At 45.7% G+C, this 25546-nt stretch carries 25 protein-coding genes; 14 read left to right on the forward strand and 11 right to left on the reverse strand.

Annotated features, from left to right (window positions below; translation table 11 throughout):
- The first annotated feature begins 174 nt into the window (after window positions 1-174).
- From AC1YY3_RS07400 to cpdA, 6 genes are all read left to right on the forward strand, one after another.
- Window positions 175-1377, forward strand: coding sequence for an acetylornithine/succinylornithine family transaminase (locus AC1YY3_RS07400; protein WP_481823235.1), 1203 nt, complete (start codon window positions 175-177; stop codon window positions 1375-1377).
- The gene (gene argF / locus AC1YY3_RS07405; protein WP_481823234.1) at window positions 1367-2269 is read left to right on the forward strand and encodes an ornithine carbamoyltransferase; all 903 of its coding nucleotides are present in this window, start codon (window positions 1367-1369) and stop codon (window positions 2267-2269) included. Before AC1YY3_RS07400 ends, argF begins: the two co-directional genes overlap by 11 nt.
- A 43-nt stretch (window positions 2270-2312) precedes the next feature.
- Window positions 2313-2990, forward strand: coding sequence for a TIGR04211 family SH3 domain-containing protein (locus tag AC1YY3_RS07410; protein WP_481823233.1), 678 nt, complete (start codon window positions 2313-2315; stop codon window positions 2988-2990).
- 59 nt (window positions 2991-3049) lie between these two features.
- Window positions 3050-4741, forward strand: a complete 1692-nt coding sequence (gene ilvD / locus AC1YY3_RS07415; RefSeq protein WP_481823232.1) for a dihydroxy-acid dehydratase — start codon at window positions 3050-3052, stop codon at window positions 4739-4741.
- A 322-nt stretch (window positions 4742-5063) separates the two neighbouring features.
- Window positions 5064-6380, forward strand: a complete 1317-nt coding sequence (gene argA, locus AC1YY3_RS07420; RefSeq protein ID WP_481823231.1) for an amino-acid N-acetyltransferase — start codon at window positions 5064-5066, stop codon at window positions 6378-6380.
- A 9-nt stretch (window positions 6381-6389) separates the two neighbouring features.
- A complete protein-coding gene (cpdA, locus tag AC1YY3_RS07425) occupies window positions 6390-7193 on the forward strand; it encodes a 3',5'-cyclic-AMP phosphodiesterase (protein WP_481823230.1) in 804 nt (267 codons plus the stop codon).
- Here cpdA and AC1YY3_RS07430 read toward each other — a convergent pair.
- Window positions 7187-7735, reverse strand: coding sequence for an RNA pyrophosphohydrolase (locus AC1YY3_RS07430; RefSeq protein WP_481823229.1), 549 nt, complete (start codon window positions 7733-7735; stop codon window positions 7187-7189). The genes cpdA and AC1YY3_RS07430 overlap by 7 nt on opposite strands.
- 158 nt (window positions 7736-7893) lie before the next feature.
- On the opposite strand from AC1YY3_RS07430, the gene AC1YY3_RS07435 reads away from it, so the two are divergent.
- Window positions 7894-8580 (forward strand): histidinol-phosphatase, encoded by a 687-nt coding sequence (locus AC1YY3_RS07435; protein WP_481823228.1) that lies wholly within the window; start codon window positions 7894-7896, stop codon window positions 8578-8580.
- 164 nt (window positions 8581-8744) lie between these two features.
- Here AC1YY3_RS07435 and AC1YY3_RS07440 read toward each other — a convergent pair whose 3' ends face one another.
- The gene (locus AC1YY3_RS07440; RefSeq protein WP_481823227.1) at window positions 8745-8990 is read right to left on the reverse strand and encodes a sulfurtransferase TusA family protein; all 246 of its coding nucleotides are present in this window, start codon (window positions 8988-8990) and stop codon (window positions 8745-8747) included.
- Between the two features lie 73 nt (window positions 8991-9063).
- On the opposite strand from AC1YY3_RS07440, the gene cysG reads away from it, so the two are divergent.
- Together cysG and AC1YY3_RS07450 are read left to right on the forward strand one after the other, a co-directional pair.
- Window positions 9064-10452, forward strand: coding sequence for a siroheme synthase CysG (gene cysG / locus AC1YY3_RS07445; protein ID WP_481823226.1), 1389 nt, complete (start codon window positions 9064-9066; stop codon window positions 10450-10452).
- Window positions 10453-10758: 306 nt separating this feature from the next.
- Window positions 10759-11097: a c-type cytochrome gene (locus AC1YY3_RS07450; RefSeq protein ID WP_481823225.1), complete on the forward strand. Its 339-nt coding sequence runs from the start codon at window positions 10759-10761 to the stop codon at window positions 11095-11097.
- A gap of 123 nt (window positions 11098-11220) precedes the next feature.
- Here the strand turns inward: AC1YY3_RS07450 and AC1YY3_RS07455 are convergent, their stop codons facing one another.
- The 5 genes from AC1YY3_RS07455 to AC1YY3_RS07475 form a co-directional block, all read right to left on the reverse strand.
- Entirely contained in the window at window positions 11221-11541 is a 321-nt protein-coding gene (locus AC1YY3_RS07455; protein ID WP_481823224.1) for a BrnA antitoxin family protein, read from the reverse strand.
- The gene (locus AC1YY3_RS07460) at window positions 11501-11770 is read right to left on the reverse strand and encodes a BrnT family toxin (protein ID WP_481823223.1); all 270 of its coding nucleotides are present in this window, start codon (window positions 11768-11770) and stop codon (window positions 11501-11503) included. Before AC1YY3_RS07460 ends, AC1YY3_RS07455 begins: the two co-directional genes overlap by 41 nt.
- Window positions 11771-11929: 159 nt before the next feature.
- The gene (locus AC1YY3_RS07465; RefSeq protein ID WP_481823222.1) at window positions 11930-12373 is read right to left on the reverse strand and encodes a hypothetical protein; all 444 of its coding nucleotides are present in this window, start codon (window positions 12371-12373) and stop codon (window positions 11930-11932) included.
- A gap of 314 nt (window positions 12374-12687) precedes the next feature.
- Window positions 12688-13305: a hypothetical protein gene (locus AC1YY3_RS07470; RefSeq protein WP_481823221.1), complete on the reverse strand. Its 618-nt coding sequence runs from the start codon at window positions 13303-13305 to the stop codon at window positions 12688-12690.
- A 184-nt stretch (window positions 13306-13489) separates the two neighbouring features.
- On the reverse strand, window positions 13490-14704 hold the full coding sequence (locus AC1YY3_RS07475) for an argininosuccinate synthase (RefSeq protein WP_481823220.1): 1215 nt from the start codon (window positions 14702-14704) through the stop codon (window positions 13490-13492).
- 235 nt (window positions 14705-14939) lie between these two features.
- On the opposite strand from AC1YY3_RS07475, the gene AC1YY3_RS07480 reads away from it, so the two are divergent.
- Window positions 14940-18389 carry a PPi-type phosphoenolpyruvate carboxykinase family protein gene (locus tag AC1YY3_RS07480; protein ID WP_481823219.1) on the forward strand — a complete coding sequence of 1150 codons (3450 nt, stop codon included), beginning with the start codon at window positions 14940-14942 and terminating at the stop codon, window positions 18387-18389.
- Between the two features lie 112 nt (window positions 18390-18501).
- Here AC1YY3_RS07480 and AC1YY3_RS07485 read toward each other — a convergent pair whose 3' ends face one another.
- Window positions 18502-19398, reverse strand: a complete 897-nt coding sequence (locus tag AC1YY3_RS07485) for a 5'-nucleotidase (RefSeq protein WP_481823218.1) — start codon at window positions 19396-19398, stop codon at window positions 18502-18504.
- A gap of 126 nt (window positions 19399-19524) precedes the next feature.
- On the opposite strand from AC1YY3_RS07485, the gene AC1YY3_RS07490 reads away from it, so the two are divergent.
- The 3 genes from AC1YY3_RS07490 (at window position 19525) to AC1YY3_RS07500 (ending at window position 21209) form a co-directional block, all read left to right on the forward strand.
- The gene (locus AC1YY3_RS07490; RefSeq protein WP_481823217.1) at window positions 19525-20049 is read left to right on the forward strand and encodes a glycine cleavage system transcriptional repressor; all 525 of its coding nucleotides are present in this window, start codon (window positions 19525-19527) and stop codon (window positions 20047-20049) included.
- A 7-nt stretch (window positions 20050-20056) separates the two neighbouring features.
- Window positions 20057-20530 (forward strand): peroxiredoxin, encoded by a 474-nt coding sequence (locus tag AC1YY3_RS07495; protein ID WP_481823216.1) that lies wholly within the window; start codon window positions 20057-20059, stop codon window positions 20528-20530.
- Window positions 20531-20714: 184 nt separating this feature from the next.
- Window positions 20715-21209: a phage tail protein gene (locus tag AC1YY3_RS07500; RefSeq protein WP_481823215.1), complete on the forward strand. Its 495-nt coding sequence runs from the start codon at window positions 20715-20717 to the stop codon at window positions 21207-21209.
- A gap of 225 nt (window positions 21210-21434) precedes the next feature.
- Here the strand turns inward: AC1YY3_RS07500 and AC1YY3_RS07505 are convergent, their stop codons facing one another.
- Both AC1YY3_RS07505 and AC1YY3_RS07510 read right to left on the reverse strand, forming a co-directional pair.
- Window positions 21435-22550 carry a PilT/PilU family type 4a pilus ATPase gene (locus tag AC1YY3_RS07505; protein ID WP_481823214.1) on the reverse strand — a complete coding sequence of 372 codons (1116 nt, stop codon included), beginning with the start codon at window positions 22548-22550 and terminating at the stop codon, window positions 21435-21437.
- Window positions 22551-22565: 15 nt separating this feature from the next.
- Entirely contained in the window at window positions 22566-23603 is a 1038-nt protein-coding gene (locus AC1YY3_RS07510; protein WP_481823213.1) for a type IV pilus twitching motility protein PilT, read from the reverse strand.
- Window positions 23604-23724: 121 nt separating this feature from the next.
- Between AC1YY3_RS07510 and AC1YY3_RS07515 the strand changes: the two genes are divergently transcribed.
- Window positions 23725-24411: a YggS family pyridoxal phosphate-dependent enzyme gene (locus tag AC1YY3_RS07515; protein WP_481823212.1), complete on the forward strand. Its 687-nt coding sequence runs from the start codon at window positions 23725-23727 to the stop codon at window positions 24409-24411.
- On the opposite strand, the gene AC1YY3_RS07520 is transcribed toward AC1YY3_RS07515, so the two are convergent.
- Complete coding sequence (locus tag AC1YY3_RS07520; protein WP_481823211.1) at window positions 24400-25086, reverse strand: hypothetical protein; 687 nt, start codon at window positions 25084-25086, stop codon at window positions 24400-24402. The genes AC1YY3_RS07515 and AC1YY3_RS07520 overlap by 12 nt on opposite strands.
- Window positions 25087-25546 lie beyond the last annotated feature (460 nt).

Consider the following 25546-nt stretch of genomic DNA (forward strand, 5'->3'; position numbering starts at 1 on the left):
ACTCTCCAAAAAAATAATTACGCTAATTTTATCATAAGCGAACAGGAAGTTTTACAAAAATAGGCTTGCTTCCCCGTGTATTGAAAATTATAATCAAGGGTTTTTCCGAGTGCTAACAGGCACTTTATTTCAAGGGCAGTCATTCACTGCCCTTTTGTGTTCAGGTGGATATTTATGAGCAGTCACGTTATGCCCACATACAATCGTTTAGCCGTCACTTTTGAGCGCGGTGAAGGCGCATGGCTGTGGGATGAAAATGGCAAACGCTATCTTGATGCCTTGTCTGGTATTGCGGTTTGCGGTTTGGGTCACGCTCATCCTGCCATCCACCAAGCCATCTGCAAACAAAGTGAAAAGTTGCTACATACGTCCAATATTTATCGAATCGCGGTGCAAGAACAGTTAGCTGATAAGCTGATTGACTTAAGCGGCATGGACAATGTGTTTTTCGGCAATTCCGGCGCGGAAGTAAATGAAGCGGCGATTAAGCTTGCCCGTAAATTTGCTCACGAACTCGGCGTAAGCAATCCTGCCATCATCGTTACTGATGGCAGTTTTCATGGTCGCACCTTAGCAACACTCAGTGCTACTGGCAATGCCAAGATACAAAAAGGCTTTGAGCCGCTGGTCGAAGGTTTTATTCGTGTGCCATATAACGACATTGCCGCAATCAAATCTGCTATCGAACTGAATCCAAACATTGTTGCGATTTTAGTTGAGCCTATCCAAGGTGAAGGCGGGATTAACATCCCTGCCAGCGATTACCTGAACAACATCCGCCAACTTTGCAACCAGCACAATCTGCTAATGATGCTAGATGAAATCCAGACCGGGATGGGACGTACAGGCAAATTCTTGGCTTACCAGCATAACGACATTCTTCCCGATGTCTGTACCTTGGCTAAAGCCTTGGGGAATGGCGTACCCATCGGCGCGTGTTTGGCATCGGGCAAAGCAGCAACATTATTCACGGCGGGTAATCACGGCTCGACTTTTGGTGGCAATCCGCTGGCGTGTAGCGCAGCTTTAGCCGTGCTGGAAACCTTGGATAAAGATAATCTCATCGCTACGGCTGAAACCAAAGGTTTAGCCATTTGTTCAGGGCTTGCAGGGCTATTGCAAAATAATCCTCATATCATCGAAATTCGTCATAAAGGCTTGATGATCGGCATCGAACTCGACACACCTTGTGCCGAACTGGTGCAAAAAGCACTGGCAAACGGCTTGTTGATTAATGTGACGCAAGACAAAGTTATCCGCCTATTACCACCATTAATCATTGATGACATGCAAATACAGCAGCTTATAGATATGCTTGCACTGCTGATTGGACAATTTACAGAACAACTTTCACCGGTTAGTGACCATGCAGCCTAGACATTTTATAAGCCTACTTGATATTAGCACCAGCGAATTTCGCGGCTTAATCAACCGTGCTATCGAGCTTAAAAATCATCGCAACCCTGATTATCAGCCTTTAAAAGGACAGGTTCTTGCGATGATTTTCGAGAAATCTTCGACCCGCACCCGCATTTCTTTTGAAGCAGGTATGACGCATTTTGGCGGCAACGCCCTGTTTTTATCGTCCAGAGATACCCAACTCGGTCGTGGCGAGCCACTGGAAGATAGCGCAAAAGTTATTTCCAGCATGGTCGATTGCATTATGCTCCGTACTTTCAAGCATGAAACAGTGACCACTTTTGCCCAGCATTCATCTGTCCCTGTGATAAACGGACTAACCGATAAGCAGCATCCCTGCCAACTGCTTGCTGATATGCAGACCTATTTCGAGCATCGCGGCGACATTCAAGGCAAAACTGTCGCCTGGATTGGTGATGGCAATAATATGTGCCATTCCTATATACATGCTGCAATGGTGCTGGATTTCAAGCTCAATATTGCATCTCCGGCGGGTTATCAGCCTGATAAGACCATTGCAAATAATGCGGGTGAGCACGTTCAGTTTTTTGATACCGCAATAGCCGCCGCAAAAAATGCTGACCTAATTGTTACCGATGTCTGGGCAAGTATGGGTCAAGAAGAGGAGCAAAAACAGCGTTGCGCGGCATTTAAAGATTACCAAGTCAATTCTGGAATAATGGCTGTGGCACATAACGATGCGCTATTCATGCACTGTTTACCCGCTCATCGCGGCGAAGAAGTCAGTGCCGAGGTCATGGATGGTCCACAAAGCATCGTCTTTGCTGAGGCGGAAAACCGCTTACATGCACAAAAAGCACTCCTTGAATTTCTATTGTGTGCGAAATAGAGCTATATTTAACGGTATCACGTAATCAACGCCAGAGGCTCATGTGAAAAAACTTCGCTTTTTTTTCTTTTTACTTATCACTCAACTTATTAGTTTCACCCCCGCATACGCCAAGACAGTCTATGTCACTAATACTAATGATATCCCACTCAGAAGCAAAGAAAGCAACAAAGCCAGAGTTATAAGCCTATTGCCTATAGGCACCCCCGTAGAAGTATTAAACGAAAACGTCAAAACTGGCTTTTCACACATTCAATTAATAGATGGTATGCAAGGCTTCATCGCAAGCAAAAACACCCTGTTGACACCGCCCAGCCAGACGCAACCTGGCATCATATCCAAAAATTTAGGATCTTTACAATCCGAAAACAGTACGCTTAAAGCTGAAATGGCTAAACTTAAAATAGCCGTCACGCCAGACACTCCCTTAGAACAATCCTTGGCAACAGAGCGTGACAGGCTGGATCGGGAGCTTACTGAGATAAAAAAGTCTGCATCAAACCAAATCCAAATAAAAGATGAGCGCGACAAACTACAAGAAGAAGTGGTGAATGTTAAACGCGAACTGGAACAACTTAAACTTGAAAACAATGCCTTAAAAGATGGAGCAGCCCAGGACTGGTTCTTATATGGCGGCTTTTTATCCTTAGCTGGCGTGTTCTTGGGCTTTATTCTGCCAAAGTTAGCTTGGCGACGTAAAAATAATTGGGATCGTTTCTGATAACAGTTAACCCTAAATAAAACCTTCTGCTCCTCACTATTCCCAGGAAATCGACATTAATGTCTAACTCGAACGACACCAAAACCCGCCCCTTTTCGTCCCAAGTCGTAGACGGCATGGAACGCGCACCTAGCCGCGCCATGCTACATGCGGTCGGCTTTACCACAGCAGACTTTAGCAAACCGCAAATCGGCATTGCCTCGACCTGGAGTATGGTCACGCCCTGCAATATACACATCAATAGACTGGCAGACGATGCGGCAGTAGGTGTCAATAAGGCCAATGGCAAGGCCGTCATCTTCAACACCATCACTATTTCGGACGGCATTTCGATGGGTACGGAAGGCATGAAGTATTCGCTGGTCTCCCGCGAAGTCATTGCCGATTCGATTGAAACTGTCGTCGGTTGCCAAGGTTTTGACGGCATTGTTGCTATCGGCGGCTGCGACAAGAACATGCCGGGGTGCATGATGGCTATATCGCGGCTGAATCGTCCGGCTATCTTTGTTTACGGTGGAACCATTATGCCCGGTTGCCACAAAGACAAAAAACTGGATGTCGTGTCCGTATTTGAAGCCGTTGGCGCACGAGCCAACAACCAAATTGATGATGCCGAATTAGCAGAAATCGAAGCCAAAGCCATCCCTGGCGCGGGTTCGTGCGGCGGCATGTACACCGCGAACACGATGGCTTCCGCCATAGAAGCCTTAGGTATGAGCTTGCCTAACAGTTCCGCGCAAGCGGCTATTTCAGAAGACAAACGCCTGGATTGCGAACACGCAGGCGCGGCAGTGATGGAATTGATAAAAAACAATATCAAACCCAGCGACATCATGACCAAGGCGGCATTTGAAAATGCTATCACGGTGGTCATCGCGCTCGGTGGCTCAACCAATGCCGTGCTGCATATCTTGGCAATGGCGAATGCCAGCAGCGTTGATATTAACTTGGATGACTTTACCCGCATCGGTAAAAACGTTCCCATGCTCGCCGACTTAAAACCCAGCGGGAAATACCAAATGGCAGAGTTGATTGAAATTGGCGGCATTCAACCGCTCATGAAAATATTGCTGGATTGCGGCCTGTTGCATGGCGATTGCCTGACTGTTACGGGTAAAACCCTGGCGGAAAACCTTGCGGACGTAAAACCTTATCCCGATCAGCAAGATATGATTCGCTCTTTGGATAATCCAATCAAAAAAGACAGCCATCTAGTCATCTTATACGGCAATCTTGCGCCCGAAGGCGCAGTTGCCAAGATTACCGGCAAAGAAGGCTTAGTGTTCTCTGGCACAGCCAAAGTTTACGATGCCGAAGAACAAGCCTTACAAGCCATATTAAACGGCGAAATCGTCAAAGGCGATGTCATCGTCATCCGCTACGAAGGCCCGAAAGGTGGCCCCGGTATGCGCGAGATGCTTTCCCCCACATCCGCCATCATGGGCAAAGGCTTGGGCAAGGAAGTTGCTTTAATAACCGATGGACGTTTTTCCGGTGGTACACACGGCTTTGTCGTTGGGCATATCACGCCAGAAGCCTACGTCGGCGGCGCGTTGGCAATCGTCCAAAACGGCGACCAGATCACCATAGATGCCGAAACCAATCAATTGACCTTGCACGTCAATGAAAACGAAATTGCCCGCCGTTCAGAACAATGGCAACAACCTGCACCACGTTATACCCGTGGTGTATTGGCAAAATACGCCAAGTTGGTGAGTTCGGCATCGTTAGGGGCGGTGACGGATAATTAAGGTGCAAGACCAAAGGCAAAAGGCGAAAGATGTAGTGCCACATTTATGCCCTTGAGGGTATTGACATGACGGTTATGTGACATTTGAAGTCAGGTAGGGTGGACAACGCTTTTCTGCCCACATGGAATAAATCGGCGATGCAAATCGGTGGGCAAAAAAACCTGCCCACCCTACCCTGCTAAAACTCGAGTGAAAAATTACCCTTCTTAACCGCATATATTTGGCAAGTAGTCTTTAAAAAGACCGTTATAATTATTGCCTAGCCTTAATTGACGATTATAAAACCAGTCACACCACAACAAGCGAGCATCAATAAACGAATATGGAATCCCATAACGACTTTGTAAGCTGGTTTCGGAATTCATCGCCTTACATCCATGCCCATCGTAACAAGACCTTTGTCATTTCTTTTGGCGGCGAGGCGGTGCTGGCTGAGGATTTCGATCACCACGTCCATGATTTCGCCTTACTGAGCAGCTTAGGCATACGTTTGGTGTTGGTGCATGGCATTCGTCCTCAAATTGACCAACGCTTACAAAGGCTGAACCTCCCTGCCCGTTTCCATAGCAACCTTCGCATTACCGATGATGTCGCCTTACAGTGCGTAAAAGAAGCGGCGGGTACGGTGCGTGTGGAAATCGAAGCCTTATTGTCGATGGGCTTGGCGAATTCGCCGATGGCAGGTAGCGGCCTTAAAGTAGCATCCGGTAATTTTGTGACCGCCAAACCTTTAGGCGTGATTGATGGTGTTGATTATTGCCACACTGGCGAGGTGCGCCGTATCGACAGCAACGCCATCCAGCAACAACTGGAGCAGAGAAATGTGGTTTTAATTTCGCCCATCGGCTACTCACCTACGGGTGAAGTATTTAACTTGTCTGCTGAACAGGTCGCAACGGCGGTGGTGATTTCTCTAAAAGCGGAAAAATTGATCTTACTCACAGAACAAAACATCAAAAATCCTGATAATAATCAGCCCATTCGTCAAATGACTAGCGACGAAGCGAATTTGTTTTTAAAAAAGCACAAAGATATGCCAAACACAATTGCTCTACCCCTTAAAGCCGCCATCCAAAGTTGCCAGTCGGGGGTAAAGCGCGTTCATTTGATTGATAGGAACGTCGATGGTGCTTTGCTGCTGGAACTGTTCAGCCATGATGGCGTAGGGACTCTGATAAGCTCAACGCCGTTTGAAGCACTGCGTACCGCCACGCTCGACGACATCGGCGGCATCCTGGAGCTTATCAAACCTTTGGAACAACAAGGCAAACTGGCAAAACGCTCACGGGAAAAAATCGAAATGGAAATCGCGGATTATATTGTCCTGGACATAGACGGCCTTATTATCGGCTGTATGGCGTTGCATTCCGATGAACAAGGTCAATTTGGCGCTATTGCTTGCCTTGCAGTACATCCTGATTATCAAGGCTCAGCGCGGGGTCAGCGATTGTTCGATCACGTCTGCCAAAAAGCCAAGCAATTAAAGCTTAAGAAGCTATTTTTGTTATCAACGCAAACGGCGCACTGGTTTATTGAGCGGGGTTTCCAACCTTCGACGATAGACAATCTTCCTGAATCGCTAAAAACGCTTTACAGCCCAGAAAGAAACTCCAAAGTGCTTTGTAAAATTATTGAATGACAGAAAGATATGGGTAAATCTTCCTCTCACTTTTCGATATTGCAGATTACCGACCCGCATATCCTAGCTACGCCGGAAGCAACGCTGTTAGGTGTTAATACGGCGCATTATTTCAATGCCGTACTCGAACACGCTTTTAGCTCAAAGTGGAAATTTGACCTGTGCCTGGTCACGGGTGATCTGGCTCAAGATCCTTGCCCAGCGAGTTATAAGCACATTCTAAGCAAGCTTCAAGCGCATGATATTCTTTGTATTTGCTTACCCGGCAATCATGATGATTTCGACATTATGCAAGAAGTATTTTGCACGGAACAGGTTAATTGCCGGAAGCATATCGTGTTGAGAAATTGGCAAATCATTAGCCTGAATAGCCAAATTCCAGGCTCTGAAGGCGGCTACTTGTCGATTGAAGAATTAGCGTTTCTGGACGAGTGTTTAAGAAATAACCCCGATCTCTTTACCCTTATCGCCGTCCATCATCATTGCCTACCCACCAAAAGCCGTTGGATGGATACGATGCTAATTGAAAATGCCCAGGAGTTATTCGACCTTATCAAGCCTTACCCAATGGTGAAAACCATCATCAATGGTCATATTCATCAGGCTATGGATGTTCAGGTCGATTCTGTGCGGATATTGACCACTCCCTCTACCTGTTTTCAGTTCAAGCCCCAAAGCGAACGTTTTAGCTTAGACGACACATCTCCGGGTTATCGTTGGATTAGTCTATACGCTGACGGCAGTATGAACTCCGATATCGTCCGCTTGCCAGAACCCTTAAAGGGCTTGCAAGCGAACCCGAAAGGTTATTGAAACCTAGGTTTATTTTTGCTGATTTCATTCGTCAGAGTCAGATAGCCTGACGCATCCACTGGAACTGAATCAATAGTGAGAATAGCTCCTAATTCAGTCATCGCCCGTTGGTAAACCTTGCGTTTGAAGTACACCACATCCTTAAGCGGCTCCCAATAGTCCACCCAGCGCCAGCCATCAAATTCGGGCTTAGGGCAAAGATCAAAACGCACATTGGATTCATGGCTAACCAAGCGCAACATATACCATATCTGCTTTTGTCCAATGCACAACGGAATGGAGTTTTTGCGAATGTAGCGGTCAGGCAACTGGTATCTCAGCCAATAGCGCGTTCGCCCAAGCACCTGGACGTGCTGTGTTTGCAGCCCCGTTTCCTCCCACAATTCACGATACATCGCTGTCTCAGGGTCTTCATTTGGATTGATGCCACCTTGCGGAAATTGCCACAAGTCCACACCCACCCGTTTTGCCCAAAACACGCGACCCTCGTCATTGCAAAGGATGATGCCGACATTGGGCCGGTATCCTTTTGAGTCGATCATGTTAAAAAAACCTTTGTCTTTTACCACTCCCATCTCTACAGCCTGCGTATGCTAAAATCGAGAAATAGAATGGATTTCAATTAATGATGCCATTGTTCCACAAAAAATGCCCAGATGCTAGATAGCATATCCCTTTAATTTTAAAAGACAGGTAGCCTGTGAGTTTAGCGATTTTTGATTTAGACAATACCCTAATTGCCGATGACAGCGACTATCTTTGGGGGCAGTTTTTGGTTGACCAAGGCATAGTTGATAAGGCTTATTACGAAGAAGCCAACGCTAAATTTTACAGCGATTACAAGCAAGGAACGCTGGATATTACTGAATTCCTGCATTTTTCATTGAAGCCGTTGGCGGATAATAAAACTGATGACCTTTGTCGGTGGCGCAGTGAATTTATCGAAACCATCATCCGACCACTGCTCTTAAAACCAGCCCAACAGCTTATCGACAAACATCGTTTACGTGGTGACACACTGATGGTGATTACTGCCACCAATCGCTTCGTGACCGAACCTATCGTCAAGCTCTACGGCATTGACCTTTTATTGGCGACCACGCCAGATTTTGTGGACAGCAGATATACCGGCACTTTTACCGGAATCCCCTGCTTCCAGGAAGGTAAAGTCAAGCTACTGGAAGCCTGGCTGGAGCAGTCTTCGGAAAGCCTCGCAAATAGCTGGTTTTACAGTGATTCGCATAATGATTTGCCCTTGCTGAAGCGGGTGGACAATCCCGTCGCAGTTGATCCTGACGAAAAGCTAAGGTTCTATGCTGAACAAGCTAACTGGTCGATTATTAGTTTAAGAACGGAGAATTGCCCGAATCAACAGTTCCAAAAATAGAGAATATGTGGATTACAAAAATCGGTAGTGGGTGAAATTTCTAACTTGATTGATAAGCGGAGTAGCAAACCTGGGTTTGCAATCCAAAATACACGCGATTTACAGGCATAAGCCTAAAAGGTCATCAAATAGACAGGTTTAACCCACTAACCAAAAATTTTCACTCATTTTTTCTTGATAAAAAACACCTGCACATTGGATTGCCGAGTGAATTCAAGTGTCTGATGTCCGGTTTGCTCAACATAAACACCAATATCTAAGTGTGCGGCAGGATCGGTGGCGATAATTTTGATCACGTCGCCACTTTGCACTTCCATCAAAGCTTTTTTCAAGCGCAATAACGGTAACGGACAGTTTAAGCCGCTGGCATCCACTTCCAGGTCGCATTCAATTAAGGTTATATCTGTCATTGCCAATTTCTAACGTACTGCATAAGAGATTGCCTATAATAACACCTTCATCTCAATCAACGTTGCACCTGTAATGGATTATTTCCCCGTTTTTTTCAAGCTGAAAGGGCAAAATTGCCTTGTCGTAGGCGCTGGCGACATTGCCGCCCGTAAAATCGAATTGTTATCTCGCGCCGGGGCAAACATTACCGTGATTGCCAAGGACATTAGCCCAACAGTAGCGGCTATGCAGGATTCCCATTCATTGACCTTACAACAAACAGCTTTTGCACAAGCTGATTTACGGCAATTCAAGCTGATCGTATCAGCAACTGACGATATAGAAACTAACAAACTGGTTGCCAACACAGCCACAGAACAGGGAATTCCTGTCAATGTAGTCGATAATCCTGGACTTAGCAGCTTTATCTTTCCTGCCATCGTTGACCGTTCCCCTATTGTCATAGCAGTGTCTTCCGGCGGTTCTGCCCCAGTTTTGGCACGATTGCTCAGGGCTAAAATAGAATCCGTCATTCCGCCTGCTTATGGTCGGTTAGCAAACCTTGCTGAGAAATTCAGGGATAAGGTCAAACAGCGCATCAACATAGCCCCACAACGACGAATATTTTGGGAGAATACCTTCCAGGGCATCATTGCCGAACAAGTCTTTTCTGGCAATGAACAGAAAGCCGAACAACTTCTAAAACAAGCACTTAACGATTACGATGGTACTGTTAACAATGGCGAAGTCTATTTGATAGGTGCAGGTCCAGGCGCGGCGGATTTATTGACTTTTCGCGCCTTGCGCCTGTTACAGCAAGCCGATGTCGTGGTTTATGACCGCTTGGTGTCACCGGAAATTATCGACCTGGCGCGGCGGGATTCAGAAAAAATCTATGTCGGCAAACAACGGCAAAACCATACCTTACCGCAAGTTTCCATCAACCAATTGCTCACTGACTTGGCGAAAGCGGGGAAACGGGTGGCTCGTTTAAAAGGCGGCGATCCATTCATTTTTGGTCGTGGTGGCGAAGAAATCGAAACTTTGATGGCACAAGGTATTCATTTTCAAGTCGTTCCTGGCATTACCGCTGCATCAGGTTGCGCCAGCTATGCGGGCATTCCACTAACCCACCGCGATCATGCCCAATCATGCGTGTTCGTGACCGGCCATCTCAAGGACGATTGTGTTAACCTCAATTGGACGCAACTGGCATTGCCCAATCAAACCGTGGTTATTTACATGGGCTTGATCGGGCTGGAGCAAATCTGTCATTCTCTGATTGCACACGGAAGCCCCAAGGACTTACCTATCGCCCTCATACAACAAGGTACGACGGACAACCAAATAGTGCTTACCGGCACATTAGAAACTTTACCAACTTTGGTTAAAAATCAACATATTAAAGCACCGACACTTATCATTATCGGCACTGTAGTGTGCTTACATAACAAGCTTAAATGGTTTGGGCAGCACCCTTAAAATCAAGTGTTTACACCTTTCCTAAACTAGATGTACAAAATCGGGATGTGCAGGGTTAAGCGCTTGCTTTTAATCCCCTGACCCCAGATTTTTTCAGCAGGAGCAGGGTTTTTACAGCTGTAATGGCATTCAGTTCGAGTTCATACTACCTAGCGATAATAAGGTCGCTGAAAATAAAAAGCGGATTTTGAAATAAAACAATTGAATTATGTGCTTATATTTCTTATCCTTTCCCCCTTATAATAACCAACCGAACCACAAGGGATACATGCTTGGGTTCTTTTTTATCCACCAAGAGAGGTCAACATGAGAAAAACATTAGGAACATTAGCAGGTGTGGCGTTAATCGCATTGAGCGGATCAGTATTCGCTGATGAACAGACTGATATCGGCAAAAAAATCTATGACCGTGCTTTTGGTCGTGGTTGCGGCACTTGTCATGATATTTCTTCCAACCCACAATTAACTGCAAATATCAAAGCAGGCACTTTGGATCGCGCAAAGTTTGAAGAAGTGCTTACAAATGGTCGAGGCGGTATGCCAAAAGCAATGGGTGAAATCATGAAAAATGCAGCTGTAACTAAAGCAGGTTACACTGAAGAAATGGCGATTGATGCTTTGTATAAGTACATCAGCACTAAATAAGAAGAAAATTCTTCTCCCGAAAAACCGCCTTAATCTTGCATGAAGGCGGTTTTTTTATGTCTGCTATTTGAGAAAACCTAGCATGACAGGTGCATCAGAATATTGTGCGGTAAATTCTATCACTTATGTTTTAGGCTGATGTGCGTCAACATAGGCTTTCAAGACGGCTTGCATTCTTGAAATGTGTCCTCGCCCCTGCCCCTTAAAAAATTCCACAATATCGCGGTCAAGGCGCAAGTTAATAGATTGCTTAGATTCCCGTAACACCAGTTCAGCTTTCGTCCAGTCGGGCGAAAAGTCGCGCTCATCGTCATCTGCGGCAATGATCCCATCAATCTGGTTGTCGCTCATTGCATCGACCTTGCGCCAATCCGTAAGACTCTCGCCGCGTTTCGCTTTCAACTCATTCATCGTATAACTCATGATATTTTCGTCTTTCCTCATGGCGTGATCTCCTAAAAGAAATAATCCTGATTATCTCACCTCTCATCGTGTAGACAACCGTAACAAAGCGGTTTTGCATAACACTTATAGCAAGAAAACGCAGCTCGCTGCTAATTGTGGATGGGACAACAACATGGGAAACTTCAAAAACTTCGGCGACATCAAGAAAATCGAGGCCATGTTTTTCAAGGTTGGTAACCCGCTTACGTTCATCCCATTCAAACTGCATGGCTCATTGTATATACAATTTGTGTAGAAATACAAGGGTATTTGCTAATGAATTTAGCACTTCTTTCAAGAGTTCGTAGGGTATGCTCCGAATACCACTACAAAATGTTCCGTGTGAAGTAAGCCTAAAAAAGGTACGCGGCGCGTACCCTACTCGACTTTAATAACGCTGAATTTGATATTTTTGTATTCTTTTGAAGTGCAAGTAATCATCCAAAGGTGATTTTAGGCGGTCAATAAGATCAGCGCCACTAAATGTAGTATCTTGGCTAAAAAGAGGAGTGACATCCGTATAAACAAGCTCTATTCCGGTGACACTTTCACCATCACTTTTTAACCCCGATGCCAAGACAAAACTTATTAAAACGCTTGCACTACCCATGACAGGATTGGAAGGATCATATTGGACAATTATCTCGTTTTTATTTTTAGGAATGAGGTAATAATTTTCCATACTACCTACGACTTTTTTAAGCGACTCCATCACTTCTGATTGTTTAGCAACGTACACGGTCGTTATAAGAGAGTTTGCTGTTGTAATCTGAGAAGCACATGAGGTTAACGATAAATAAAATATAGCTGAATATATTAATTTACGATTCATCATTTAATTTCACATTTAAATCTTTATAAGTTAAGTACGGGCGGGTCAAGATCCGCCTACGAATTTACGCCATGTGCTTTAACATACGCATCGAATAAGTTGATCTTGCCGCGATTTCATGGACGCTCCACTAAGTGACTATTATTAGCTTCAAACGCAGCTGAGCTGAGATAGCCTAGTTTTGAGTAAAGCCACTCGCGCAAGGCTGGGTTTACAACCCCTCCTCAAATGTTTTGATGCTGCCGCTGTCTTTGAACTATTCGTAAACATCTAAGGACAAGGCAACATAGTCGTCAAAATAGCTGCAAAATAAATCAACGCTTACCCAAATACCCCTTCTTAATTTCCTTATAAGGCAAGCGCTTACGGTATTTAACCCAAACTCCTGCCGCCGCCACAAACATCAGCCCACAAGAGGCAAGGCTGGCGTAGATAAGGTGTTTAAGATGAGAGACTTCTTCTGCCAGTTGCACGTTGGAAACCACTGCTTCTGATTTTTTGGGGGTATCTGAATAGGAACGCAGCACTTTGATGTCATTTTTAAGATCGGCTATCGTTCCCAAGGAATTATCGACTGAGCCTAACTTTACGCTTTGTTCTAGCGCCTTTAACTTGCCTTCAATTGAACCACTGAGCAAGCCGATAAGCTGGCCTTTCAAGGTGTTGACTTCGGCGGATACGGCGGGATCTGTGCCTTGGGCGGCAATCGTGGCAGTGTTGATTTTTGCATAATTATTGATGACATCCGAACTGGGGATGAACACAAAACCGACCACCAAAACAATTACCATCAACAGAAACACAGCACTCACCAGCAAACGGTTGGCTTTAACCAACTGCTGATGGGAAGGGATAGTTCGCACAACCCCTTGTAATTTAACAATCTCTGTGCGTTTCTCTTGCATGTCGCCTGTTATTTTTGTCCGCTTCATAAAATCTGAAGGGACTGTTATTGTTTGGACATCACCGCTTTAAAACATTTGTGTCGTTACTATCGGGATTGTGATTATACAAGGATAATTCTAGCTTGTTTCCACTATTTAGCTGTTTTTGGAGTGGCAAACCTAGGTTTGCCACTCCGCCCTATCAATCAAGTTAGAGATTTCACCCGTCCACTTATTTTGAACGCTTTGCCGACGCTATCCGCATCCGCAAGGCATTCAACTTGATAAAACCTTCAGCATCTTTTTGGTTGTACGCGCCGCCATCGTCTTCAAAGGTGGCAATGTTGGTGTCGAACAAGCTATCTGTTGCAGATGCACGACCTACGACAACGACATTGCCCTTATACAACTTAACGCGCACTTTGCCGTTGACGTTGGCTTGTGAGGCATCAATCATGGTTTGCAACATAAGCCGTTCAGGACTCCACCAATAGCCGTTGTAGATCAGCGAAGCGTAACGCGGCATGAGTTCATCCTTCAAATGCGCGACCTCCCTATCTAACGTTAATGATTCGATGGCACGATGCGCTTTCATCATGATCGTTCCCGCCGGGGTTTCATAACAACCGCGTGATTTCATGCCGACATAGCGATTTTCAACAATATCCAGTCGGCCTATACCATTGCTTCCAGCGATTTTATTCAGCTTTTCAATGAGTTCTGCTGGGCTATGAGCCACATCGTCGATGGCAACAATATCGCCTTGTACGTAAGTTAATTCGAGGTAAGTCGCTTTATCCGGTGCGGCTTCAGGTGAAACTGTCCAACGCCACATATCTTCTTCGGGTTCTGTCCAAGGATCTTCCAACACCCTGCCTTCATAGCTGATGTGCAGCAAATTCGCATCCATGGAATAAGGCGACGACTTGCCTTTTTTCATTTCCACCGGAATGCCGTGCTTTTCGGCGTACGCCATCAGGGTTTCGCGTGAAGTCAAATCCCATTCCCGCCAGGGCGCGATGATGTGGATGTCGGGACGTAAGGCATAAGCACCCAACTCGAAACGCACTTGGTCGTTACCTTTGCCCGTTGCACCGTGCGAAATGGCTTCCGCACCGGTTTCATTGGCGATTTCAATCAAGCGTTTGGCGATTAGGGGACGTGCAATCGAGGTGCCGAGCAGGTATTCGCCTTCGTAAACCGTATTGGCACGGAACATGGGGAAAACGAAATCACGGGCAAACTCTTCCCGCAAATCGTCGATGTAAATTTCCTTGATGCCCATTGCCTTAGCTTTTGCGCGGGCGGGTTCGACTTCTTCGCCTTGTCCCAAGTCGGCTGTAAACGTCACAACCTCACACTGATACACATCCTGCAACCATTTGAGGATAACGGAGGTATCCAAACCTCCAGAATAAGCCAAGACCACTTTATTAATTTTCGACATGCTGCCTAACCGTTCTACGTTAAAATAGTGGGGATTATACTGGAAAAGATTGCTTTCATCAGTAAGCCAAGCATTGTTGATGCTGGATTTATCGTTAATTAATCACTAATTTTTACTTCATTTTGTACTCTAAAATGCAACTACCAATAAAATTTTCTTAGCTTTGACGGCTATTTTTGAATTATAGTCATAACAATAATTACAATAACCAATCTAGCTTTGGAGTCAGCAATAAATGAACGTAAGAACGATGCCGCCAGAAATAAGCCAGAAAAAAGATCGGCGGCAACAAAAATACCATCACATCAACCTGCAACTCGCGGCGTTGGGTCAACCGACCTGCGAAATGGATGATGACAGACAATATCTTGATATTGCTAATGGTTTATTAAAAAAATACTCCCAACAACGCCGCTTGCTCGCCCAATATCGTTGCCCTGCCGACCAACGTATTGAAGATTTTCTTAACCGTTATTTGCTGAGTAACGGCATTAACGAAACTATTCGTATTCCTGGTGAAACCTTTGTGCTAGAACAAAAAGGGCTGGCACGGGAACTCTCCCTGCCTTATCACGGCGATGAATTCCACTCGGCGTATATTGATTCTTACCGCATCCAACAAGGCGTTCTGCATAATCCACAGAACGATAAGCGCACGACTAAAGGCGTGTTTCATATCGCGGCGGGTGGTCTGCCCGTTCCTGCTGATAAATCTGAAGTGCCTGTAGTCGCTTATGCCGCGATTTTGGCAATGGCTTTGTCGCCGCCTGATGAATTGCTGTGCTTACCGTTTACGAGCAAGCAAAGTAATCCCGCAAAGCTGTGGGTATCATTGTTGCAACGACCTATCGTACGTCCGGCAGTTTCCCCTGACAACCCTGCACAAACGATGGAAATCCGGTTTTTTGCACCCGGCGGTTTGGTTGCCAACCTAGATTTTGTCGAATCCATTTTCGGTAATGCTGGCGATCCATTTCTGCCAGACAACGACTCCGCCCTGGATATTGACCATTGGACGGGGAATACCGGCTGCATCATCCTTGCCCCACACCTAGTGTTGTGCAACAAAAAAGCCTTGGGATTGCCGCATTTTGATGATGCCACGCCCCGTCAACGCAAAGACGGCATGTGCTGGCAGAATGAAAATGAACTGTACAACGACGGCAAGCCTTTCAAGCTGGTCTGCCGCGACATGCAGGGCATTATCGTAACCATCATTGCCGACAATTATTTCGGCTACAGCAAAAAAGAAATCAAGTCCCAAATCAGCTACGCCAGCAATCTTTTTGGCGATTGCGAAGAAGAACATTCAGGCGGTGCGTTGGCTTTCCCACGCGTTGTGTTGGGTGAAATCCATATCCCTAGCGCATCTGATCTAGCACCCAAACCGACGTTTGAACAGGCCAGCCAATTGCTGGACGGCTTGATGGAGCGGAAAGATGCCGGTTATGGCGTGGATAGATGCCATCCCGACATCGTGTTCGTCCCTGCCGATGCCCAAATCAACATCCAGGATCAACAAATATGCTGGTTACAAGATAACCACCAGCAATCGCTTAAATTACTGATTAATCACACCTATATCTACCCGAATGGCTTTCGGGTACACATGGAACGTCATCCACACGCACCTAGCTGGCGGCTGATCGGTACTTATCCTGAGGGTACGTTTTGCCATAAGCCCAGCACGGTTTCGGGCGGCGGCAAGTCTGAAATCTCCAAATCCATTGCTGGCGCAGTCATTTCCGGCGATTTCTTCGTCGAAGATTTCAATAAGGATATGGATTTTGTGGGCAAGATTTTCGACCATGATTATTCCAACCGTTTTCGTGACCCCAAATTGCACGGCAGCGACCAGCGCAGTTTACTGAGCAGCAAACGCACACTGGGCTCGGTCATTAAACTACTGACCCCTTCCGCCACCGATTATTCTGACGCTTACAACCAATGGCTGGAGGAAATTCCCCAGCATATTCTGGGCTTGACCTTAATGGTTAAACGCTTTTATAAAAAAGACTGGGGCTTAAATTGGCGGCAACATTTTTCAGTTGATCTGGTCAATGGCAAACCGGGCAACGAACTGAAATTTCATGGCAGAAAGCTGAGAGCAAGCTATCTACGAGTTGGTTTTGACGAAAACGGCGCATGGCGGGTATTCAAATTGCGGCAAGATTTTGTCGCCTCGGAAAAGCTGCAAATGGAAGATGACATTAGTGCATCTACCGTTGTGCCAGTGCGCTATCTAACCGGATTGAATCCCGATTACAAAAATCTCAGCGTTAAGCTGGTCAATAACTGTGAAGAGAGTTTTTTCCAGCGTCCTGACGATGCCATCCATCGTGGGTCGGATTTGCAAACTGAACTGGATTTTTCTGGCAAAGGCAATTTTATCTCTAATTTTCAACCGCTTGACACCCAAGATGCCAAAGAACTTCTGGAAGATGTTGTCCACTTTGAGGAATTCAGTGAGCCGATGCAACAGGTGATCCGGGAAGCGGCACGGGCAAAGAATGGACAATATTTTGTTTCATCCGCCCATCCACGCCTGGTTGATGGCAAACCCAGCCAGAATGTCCGTTATTTGCAGGTTCGACCCGACATTCTAGATCCCAAGATGCGTTATGTCGCGGAACTGTCCACCCGTCTTGCCCGTGGCTTGCGCTACGACCAAGCCGTGTACTTTCCGGTCAATTCGGTGTTGACAGGTCGCCGCAACAATCCTATCGACCTCGCCGCAGGTATCCGCCCACTGGCTATCTACAACCCCATTCATTATCAGGAATTGCCTGAGTTGTTCATGGATTTTATTTGCAGCTTGACCGGCAAATCGCCTTCCACGACGGGCGCAGGCTCAGAAGGTGCGCTCACCAAAGGCCCATTCAATGCCGTATCTGCAACCGCCGACCTCAACACGGCATTGGTATCATTTATATTATGCGGCTACGGCGGCTTTTCTACTGCCGCCGGATTCATCGGCTCAAACCGCCGCATCGATCATGACATCAGCCTGTTGATACCGGAAATCTGGTCGCGATTGCCCGTTGAACAACGCTGCCCTAACTATCTAATTGCACAAGGACAATTAGAAAAACTCGACGATTTTGAATACCAAGGCAAGACGATTTATGCCAGTCGATTAGGCTACCGAATTACGGAACGCTTTGTCCATACCGTGTTCGGCAAGGTGTTCAATTACCCGACGGCCGTATTCGACGAAGCCATGCTCAAACCGGAAACGCAGGATATGGACAGCTATGTCGATGGCATCAACAACGTCTACGAAGCGCAACAACGGGTCGCACAGCAGTATTTTGAAGATGGCTCTATTGACGATGCCTGCCCTCCCCTGAAAGCCTTGCTGCACATCATGGCGCATGGCGAATACGAAGGCAAAACTATAGCCGATTCAGCAATCCGCAGCCTGTTCACCCGTGATTATTTGTTGCAAAGCGACTGGTATCAGGAAAGATTAAAAATCAAACAACAGCGTGATAGCCAACTTTGGCAGCGTCATAAAGATCACATCGAACATTGTCTAACCGACAAAGACCGATATGATTCAGCCAGTTATGCAGAATTGACCCAAAAACTGGCGAAAACCGAACGGATGTTGGCTAAGGTTTCCAGCCCAGATTATCTCGATAGCCTGCAAGGGACTTTGGGCGCGGATTGGGTGCATAAATAAGCAACTGGCAATTGGATGTGTTTCACTCACCCAATCATCGATGTTTGAAGCCAATTAATACGTTCAGCAAACAGTATATGTCGTTTTTTGGTGCATGGAATACACCCTGGCTTCATTTTTTTATATTCGTAATTCCATGCGGCACATGCGCCGCAGCCACATGCACAGCCGCCGACTCGCAGTGGCCTTTTTGGTCATCAAAGAATATATCCGCACCAAACGCCTTTAAAAACGCGCCTTTGGACATTCCACCCAAAAACAACGCCTCATCAATACGAATGCCCCACGCCCTGAGCGTCCTGACCACGCGCTCGTGAGCAGGGGCTGCACGCGCTGTGACCAAAGCCGTTCTAATCGGCGAACAATCGGGATCAAACTGCATCTGGATATGATGCAAGCGTGCTAAGAAATCCTTGAATGGCCCCCCTGGCAAAGGATTTTTCGCTTCATTCCGTTCATTCTCGGCAAATTTTGCCAAACCTTGTTCCTGATAAATCCGTTCGGAAGCATCCGAAAACAACACCGCATCACCATCAAACGCGATACGCAGTTGTTGGCTTTGATTGGATGTGGAAGACCCGCTCATTATCGTCGCCGCCGCAAACCCAGCATCCAGGGTTTTGACGACATCATCGGCATTCGCCGACAAAAACAAGTGTGCGCCAAACGCGGGCATGTACGCATAAGGCGAAACGCCGCTGGTAAAGGCGGCACGGGTGATATTCAGCTTATGATGGGCGATGGAATTGAATATCCTAAGCCCTGTATCGGCGCTGTTTTGGGACAGCAGGATAATTTCCAGCAATGGCTCGTTAGGGCTGCTGTCATTGATAGCCAGGAATTTTTTTACCAAGGAAAATCCGTAACCTGGCGCTAAAATCTCGTCTTCATGGTCTATTTGATATTTACAAAACGCCTCTTTGCCTTGGGTTTCAAAAACCGCATGGGATTCATCCAGATCAAATAAAGCTCTTGAAGATATGGCAACGACCAACTTTTGCTTTTTCATACTCTCAGGATACATCTATTGCTGAAAACTAGGAAGGTGAAGTGTGCTGGCATTACGAAATAATCTTTGTTAATCAAGTTTTTCCCGTTTGATGATAAAATCCGCAAAACAACAATTCGAAAAATCATGCAACTAACCATTACTGCTGTAGGAAAAATCCACACCCATTTTATTGCGGAAATCTTGCCCGTTGTCCGCGATTGCAAATGCAGTGTGGTGGAAATCAGATCGTCACGTCTTGGTCAGTCTACTGCCAGCTACTTGTTAATTCAAGGGAATTGGAATCAGATCGCCAAAGTGGAAAGTGCTTTGGATTTAATCCAAAAGCGCATGGAGATAAAAATTCACACGCTACGTACTGAAGCTAGGGAGAAAGGCAAGGACTCTGTGCCTTATACCCTGGAAACTATTTCCCTAGATAAGGAAAGTATTATAGAGTCCATCACATCATTTCTGTTGGGTCGTGACATTGAAATAGAAGAAATAACGGGCAGTTCTTATCTAGCTCCTTATGCTCAAACGCCCGTGTTCTCAACCAAATTAGTGATTTTGGTGCCCCCGCAATTGCATCTCTTATCGCTGCGTGAAGAATTTCTGGATTTTTGCGATCATCTGAATATTGATGCCATTCTTGAACCGATAAAGAGATAGGGACACCATGACTGTAACCATCGGCAATGTTGTGCCGGATTTTGAAGCAAAAGCAACTGGCGATAAGACCATTAAATTAAGCGATTATCACGGTAAAACAGTTGTATTGTATTTTTACCCCAAAGACAGCACCCCAGGCTGTACGCTGGAAGGTCAGGATTTTCGAGATAACATCGCACAATTTACGACTTTAAATGCGGTTGTAATCGGCGTATCCAGGGATTCACTCAAATCTCACGAAAACTTCAAATGCAAACAAGAGTTCCCGTTTGACCTGCTTTCCGATGCGGACGAAGCTCTCTGCCAGTTATTTGATGTCATCAAAATGAAAAACATGTACGGCAAACAGGTTAGAGGTATTGAACGCAGTACATTTTTGATTGATCCTCAAGGTGTATTAGTAAAGGAGTGGCGCAAACTAAGCGTCAAGGGACATTGCGAGCAGGTTTTGTTGGCGTTAGGTGACGTTATCAGTGCTTAAAATTGACGATATTTTTTAATGCGCTGTGCTTTTAATCTCAGTTGGATATATAGTTTTACTTATTGAATAACAAAAGCTTTTATTTTAGCGCATATCCATCAGCGGTAATTTAACTTGAACATTCTACAGAACCTATTACGCTTGTATTTAACCTTTAATCAACATTGGAGTAAGAGACTTCCTTATGCACAACTTATTAAAAAAAGCGATTTTACCGTTAGTCTTAGCCAGCACTTCCCTTCCAGTTGCTGCCTGTGGTAGTCAACCATTTCTAGGGGAGATTTGCACATTTGCTTTCAATTTTTGCCCGATAGGTTTTGCCGAAACATCAGGCCAAATATTGCCCATTAATACAAACCAAGCCCTATTTGCTTTATTAGGCACCACTTATGGTGGTAACGGTCAAACAACTTTTGCATTGCCTGATTTACGCGGTAGGTCGGTCGTTGGGGCGGGTGTCGGCACTGGTCTTACATCAGTAGCTTTAGGAGAAAAAGGCGGCCAGCAATCTGTTACGCTAACATCAGCCAACTTACCAACACATACTCATGGGGCTGCTACCACAATTGTGTCTTCCTTAAGAGGTACTAATGCAGCAGCTACATCGGCTAAACCACAAGCTAGTATTCTTGCAAAATCTGGTGCTAAAAATCCTATAAACCTGGTGTTGCCAATGTAACCTTGGCGGATTCTTCAATCTCATCGACCGCAACAACAGTCATTGGCACCGCAGGATCAAACCAAGCCTTTGATAATCGTCAACCTTATCTTGGCATGACGACTTGCATTGCACTTCAAGGTGTTTTTCCAGCCCGCAATTAGCAGGAATGTAGTAGCAGAATATCTGGGCAATTGTTGATCAGATACTACGAGAATTGGATTTTACAAACTGAGCCGCAAAGGTTCAGTTTTCCGTCTCAGTTAAAAGCATATCGTCATTATCAAACCCGCCTGCCTGGGTAGCGCCCAGTTTAATCATCAAGCGGACTTCGTTTCTGGAATCGGCTGAATTCAAGGCATCTTCATAGCTGATCTTACCTGCCGTATACAAATCGAATAGGGCTTGATCGAAGGTTTGCATACCTTGTTCACGGGAACTTTTCATCAACTCCTTAAGCTTATTGACTTCGCCTTTGCGGATATAATCCTTGGCAAGTGGGGTGTTGATTAATACTTCAATAGCAGGATAACGACCTTTGCCATCGGCGCGTTTAATCAATTGTTGTGCGACGATACCACGCAGATTCAGCGACAAGTCCATACATAACTGGTCGTGCATCTCGTCTGGAAAGAAATGCAGAATCCTGTCCAGTGCCTGGTTCGCATTGTTAGCATGTAAGGTCGATAAACACAAATGCCCCGTTTCAGCGAAAGTGATTGCATTTTGCATGGTTTCTCGCGTCCTGATTTCGCCGATCAGAATAACGTCAGGTGCTTGCCGCAACGTATTTTTTAAGGCAATTTCATAGGATTCGGTATCAATCCCCACCTCGCGTTGGGTAACAATACAACCCAAATGTGGATGTTGAAATTCTATCGGATCTTCGATAGTAATAATATGTCCGCTACTGTTTTGATTTCTATGCTTTATAAGCGAAGCCAAAGAGGTTGATTTACCCGTGCCAGTTGCCCCAACAAAAATAATCAAGCCGCGCTTTTCCATAATCAAGTCTTTAAGAATGAGCGGCAAATGTAGGTCGTCGGAATCAGGGATTTGGTTCTCAATCCGCCGCAATACCATACCAGCCGCATCGCGCTGGGTAAACGCGCTAATTCTGAACCGACCCAAACCCGGATAACCGATGGCAAATTGACATTCTTTAGTGTTTTCAAACTCGTTTTTTTGCCGCTGATCCATAAGGCTTAACACAACTATGAGGGATTGCTCGGCGGTCAGCATAGTCTTGGAGACTTCAACCAATGCACCATCGACTTTCATGGTCGGTGGTCTACCCGCTGTAATGAACAAATCGGATGCCCGCCGTTTTACCATTAATTCCAATAATGCTTTAAAATCCATAATCTTATCTTAATCCTAACGGAACATATCTTTATTGACGGCTTTGCTCATCGCCATCTTGGAATGGATCAAACCTTGATCGACGAGGTCTTTCAGGTTTTGATCCAATGTTTGCATCCCTTCCTTACGTCCGGTTTGAATCGCGGAATACATCTGCGCCACCTTGGCTTCACGAATTAAGTTTTTAATGGCCGAGGTTCCCACCATGATTTCATGGGCGGCAATACGACCGCCGCCGGTTTTCTTGAGCAAGGTTTGTGAGATAACTGCCTGTAAAGATTCAGAAAGCATAGACCTTATCATATCTTTTTCTGCGGCAGGAAATACGTCGATTATACGGTCGATAGTTTTTGCCGCCGAGGTGGTGTGCAAAGTACCGAACACCAAGTGACCGGTTTCCGCCGCCGTCAATGCCAAACGAATAGTTTCCAAATCACGCATTTCGCCCACCATAATAATGTCGGGATCTTCCCGTAAAGCTGAACGTAAGGCCTCATTAAAGCCGTGGGTGTCTCGATGCACTTCGCGCTGGTTAATCAGACACTTTTGGCTGTCGTGGACAAACTCGATAGGGTCTTCAACGGTCAGGATATGGGCATAATCATTCTGATTGATGTGATTAATCATCGCTGCCAAGGTGGTGGATTTACCGGAACCCGTGGGGCCGGTCACCAAGATAAGACCGCGTGATTTCGTGGTCAGTTCGGCAAAAAACTTAGGCGCTTTTAAGTCTTCCAACGATAAAACTTTGGACGGAATTGTTCTGAACACCCCCGCCGCGCCGCGCTCTTGATTAAACGCATTCACCCGAAACCGCGCCACCCCCGGCAATTCAAAGGAAAAGTCGGTTTCCAGAAATTCTTCGTAATCCCGACGTTGTTTGTCGTTCATAATGTCATAAATCAGCGCGTGGACCTCCTTATGCTCTAGCGCGGGGATGTTGATTCGCCTAATATCACCATCAACCCGTATCATCGGCGGCAACCCTGCCGATAGATGCAAATCCGAGGCGTTATTTTTGACTGAAAAAGCTAGTAATTCGGCAATATCCAATGTTTACTCCTGGAACAAAAAAGAAAGGGACAAATCATCCACTAACAATAGTTCAACTCTGCGCTTTTTTAAAGCCAGATTGCTTATATAATCGCTAGAAGATACTAAAACAACCATCATCATGACCATCGCCCAAAGCATAACGGCTATTCGTAGTCAGATAGAAGAATATTGCCATGAGTGCAAGCGCAACCCAAAAAATGTTCTATTGCTGGCGGTAAGCAAAACCAAACCTGCAAGCGACATTGCAACGGCGTATCAAGCTGGACTTCGCCATTTTGGGGAGAATTATTGCCAGGAAGCCTTGCTAAAACAGCAAAAACTCGGTGCTTACGATATCACTTGGCATTTCATCGGACCGATCCAATCCAACAAAACCAAGTTGATCGCCCAGTATTTTAGCTGGGTACACAGTGTTGATAGCTTGCGGATTGCCAAACGCTTAAGCGAGCAAAGACCAGATAACTTGCCACCTTTGAATATCTGTCTGCAAGTTAATGTCAGTGGCGAACAGAGTAAATCAGGGATTAGCTTAGAAGAATTACCGGCGTTATGTTCGGCAGTAGCCGCACTACCCCGATTAAAGCTGCGAGGTGTTATGGCGATTCCTGCACCACAAGACGATTACGAACAGCAACGTTTACCTTATAAAATACTTGCTCAAGCCGTTGTTAATCTCAATCGACCAGAGTTAGATACCTTCTCTTATGGTATGACAGATGATCTAAAAGCTGCAATAACTGAAGGTGCTACAATCGTCAGAATAGGCACGGCACTATTTGGTAGCCGTGAAGAGTTAAGCCGCTAAACGGGATGCCTCCAACAGAGAAATCACGTCCTCGCATTGGATGATGTCTTTAGAATCCTCCCTGGGCGTATCCAAAATAAATTCAGCCAGTGCAGTAATCGCATTCCAATTCGAGCGTTTGTTGACGAAACTGAAAGCCGCCAAAAACAATTCTGCTAATTTTCGGTCACGCTCTGTCTTATGCAGCATAAAGCACTCCAAGTATTCAGTAATGACTTCCAGATCTGAGCCATCACCATAAAACTTTAGCGCCCCCAGATAAACTAAATTGGGATTGAAAACCTCATTATCGCGTGATGCGACAAATTTTGCCTCAGCCAACGACCCTGCCAGAAAATTGATAACATCCGCTTCAAAAGCGCACAAACACTGCTCTTGCTCAGGCCAGGAAAAATACTGCGTGGCTTCCGCAAACGACATCGGCAAGCTTTGAATTAAACGCCCGCCTTCAACTTTTGCCGTGTATTTGCCGTGCGGACACGCGAATCGACCCCTTGCTTGCCCTTCCCATTCCAGTGGCTTGATAATGATTTGAAAATGCACGGCGGGCAATTGTTTTTGCTTATTGCCCAGGTAAATAGCTGCGGCATGTCCTGCTTGATGATAAGCAATGCGCTTGTCAATTTCGATACGAGTGTCTGGTGGGGTATTCATAGCTGTGTAGCCGTTTTTCATGATGACCTCGTTAAAAAGATGCGGACTAAACAATAGCCCGCATTAGAGGGGAAGGGTGCTAACTGATGTACCAATGAAGACTGCAATTCTAGGCTTAGTCTAACATTCTCTCTACGTCATGTGGGTGCGACAAATTGTCACACCCCTAGCGGCGTAGTTATTCGGCTTAAATCAATGTCCTAGCTGAATGTCTTAATGCGAGTGTGTGCAAAACTCATCAAAAAATGTTTTATTTGGTGCAACTAATTCACAATAAAGATTATTTATTCCACACATCTAAAGTACACGGCCAAATAATTACATTATATTTCATGAGACCTTTGCACGACCTCAAGCCCCAAAATGGGTAAAATAAGCCTTTATTCAAGTTCGAGCAATAGCCTATGTCCTGGAAGAACCTAGCCCAAACCAGTTTAAGCGATGCCCTTGTCAAACACCACGAAGCCTTGGAGGAATTGGA

The organism is Methyloglobulus sp. (assembly GCF_964779595.1).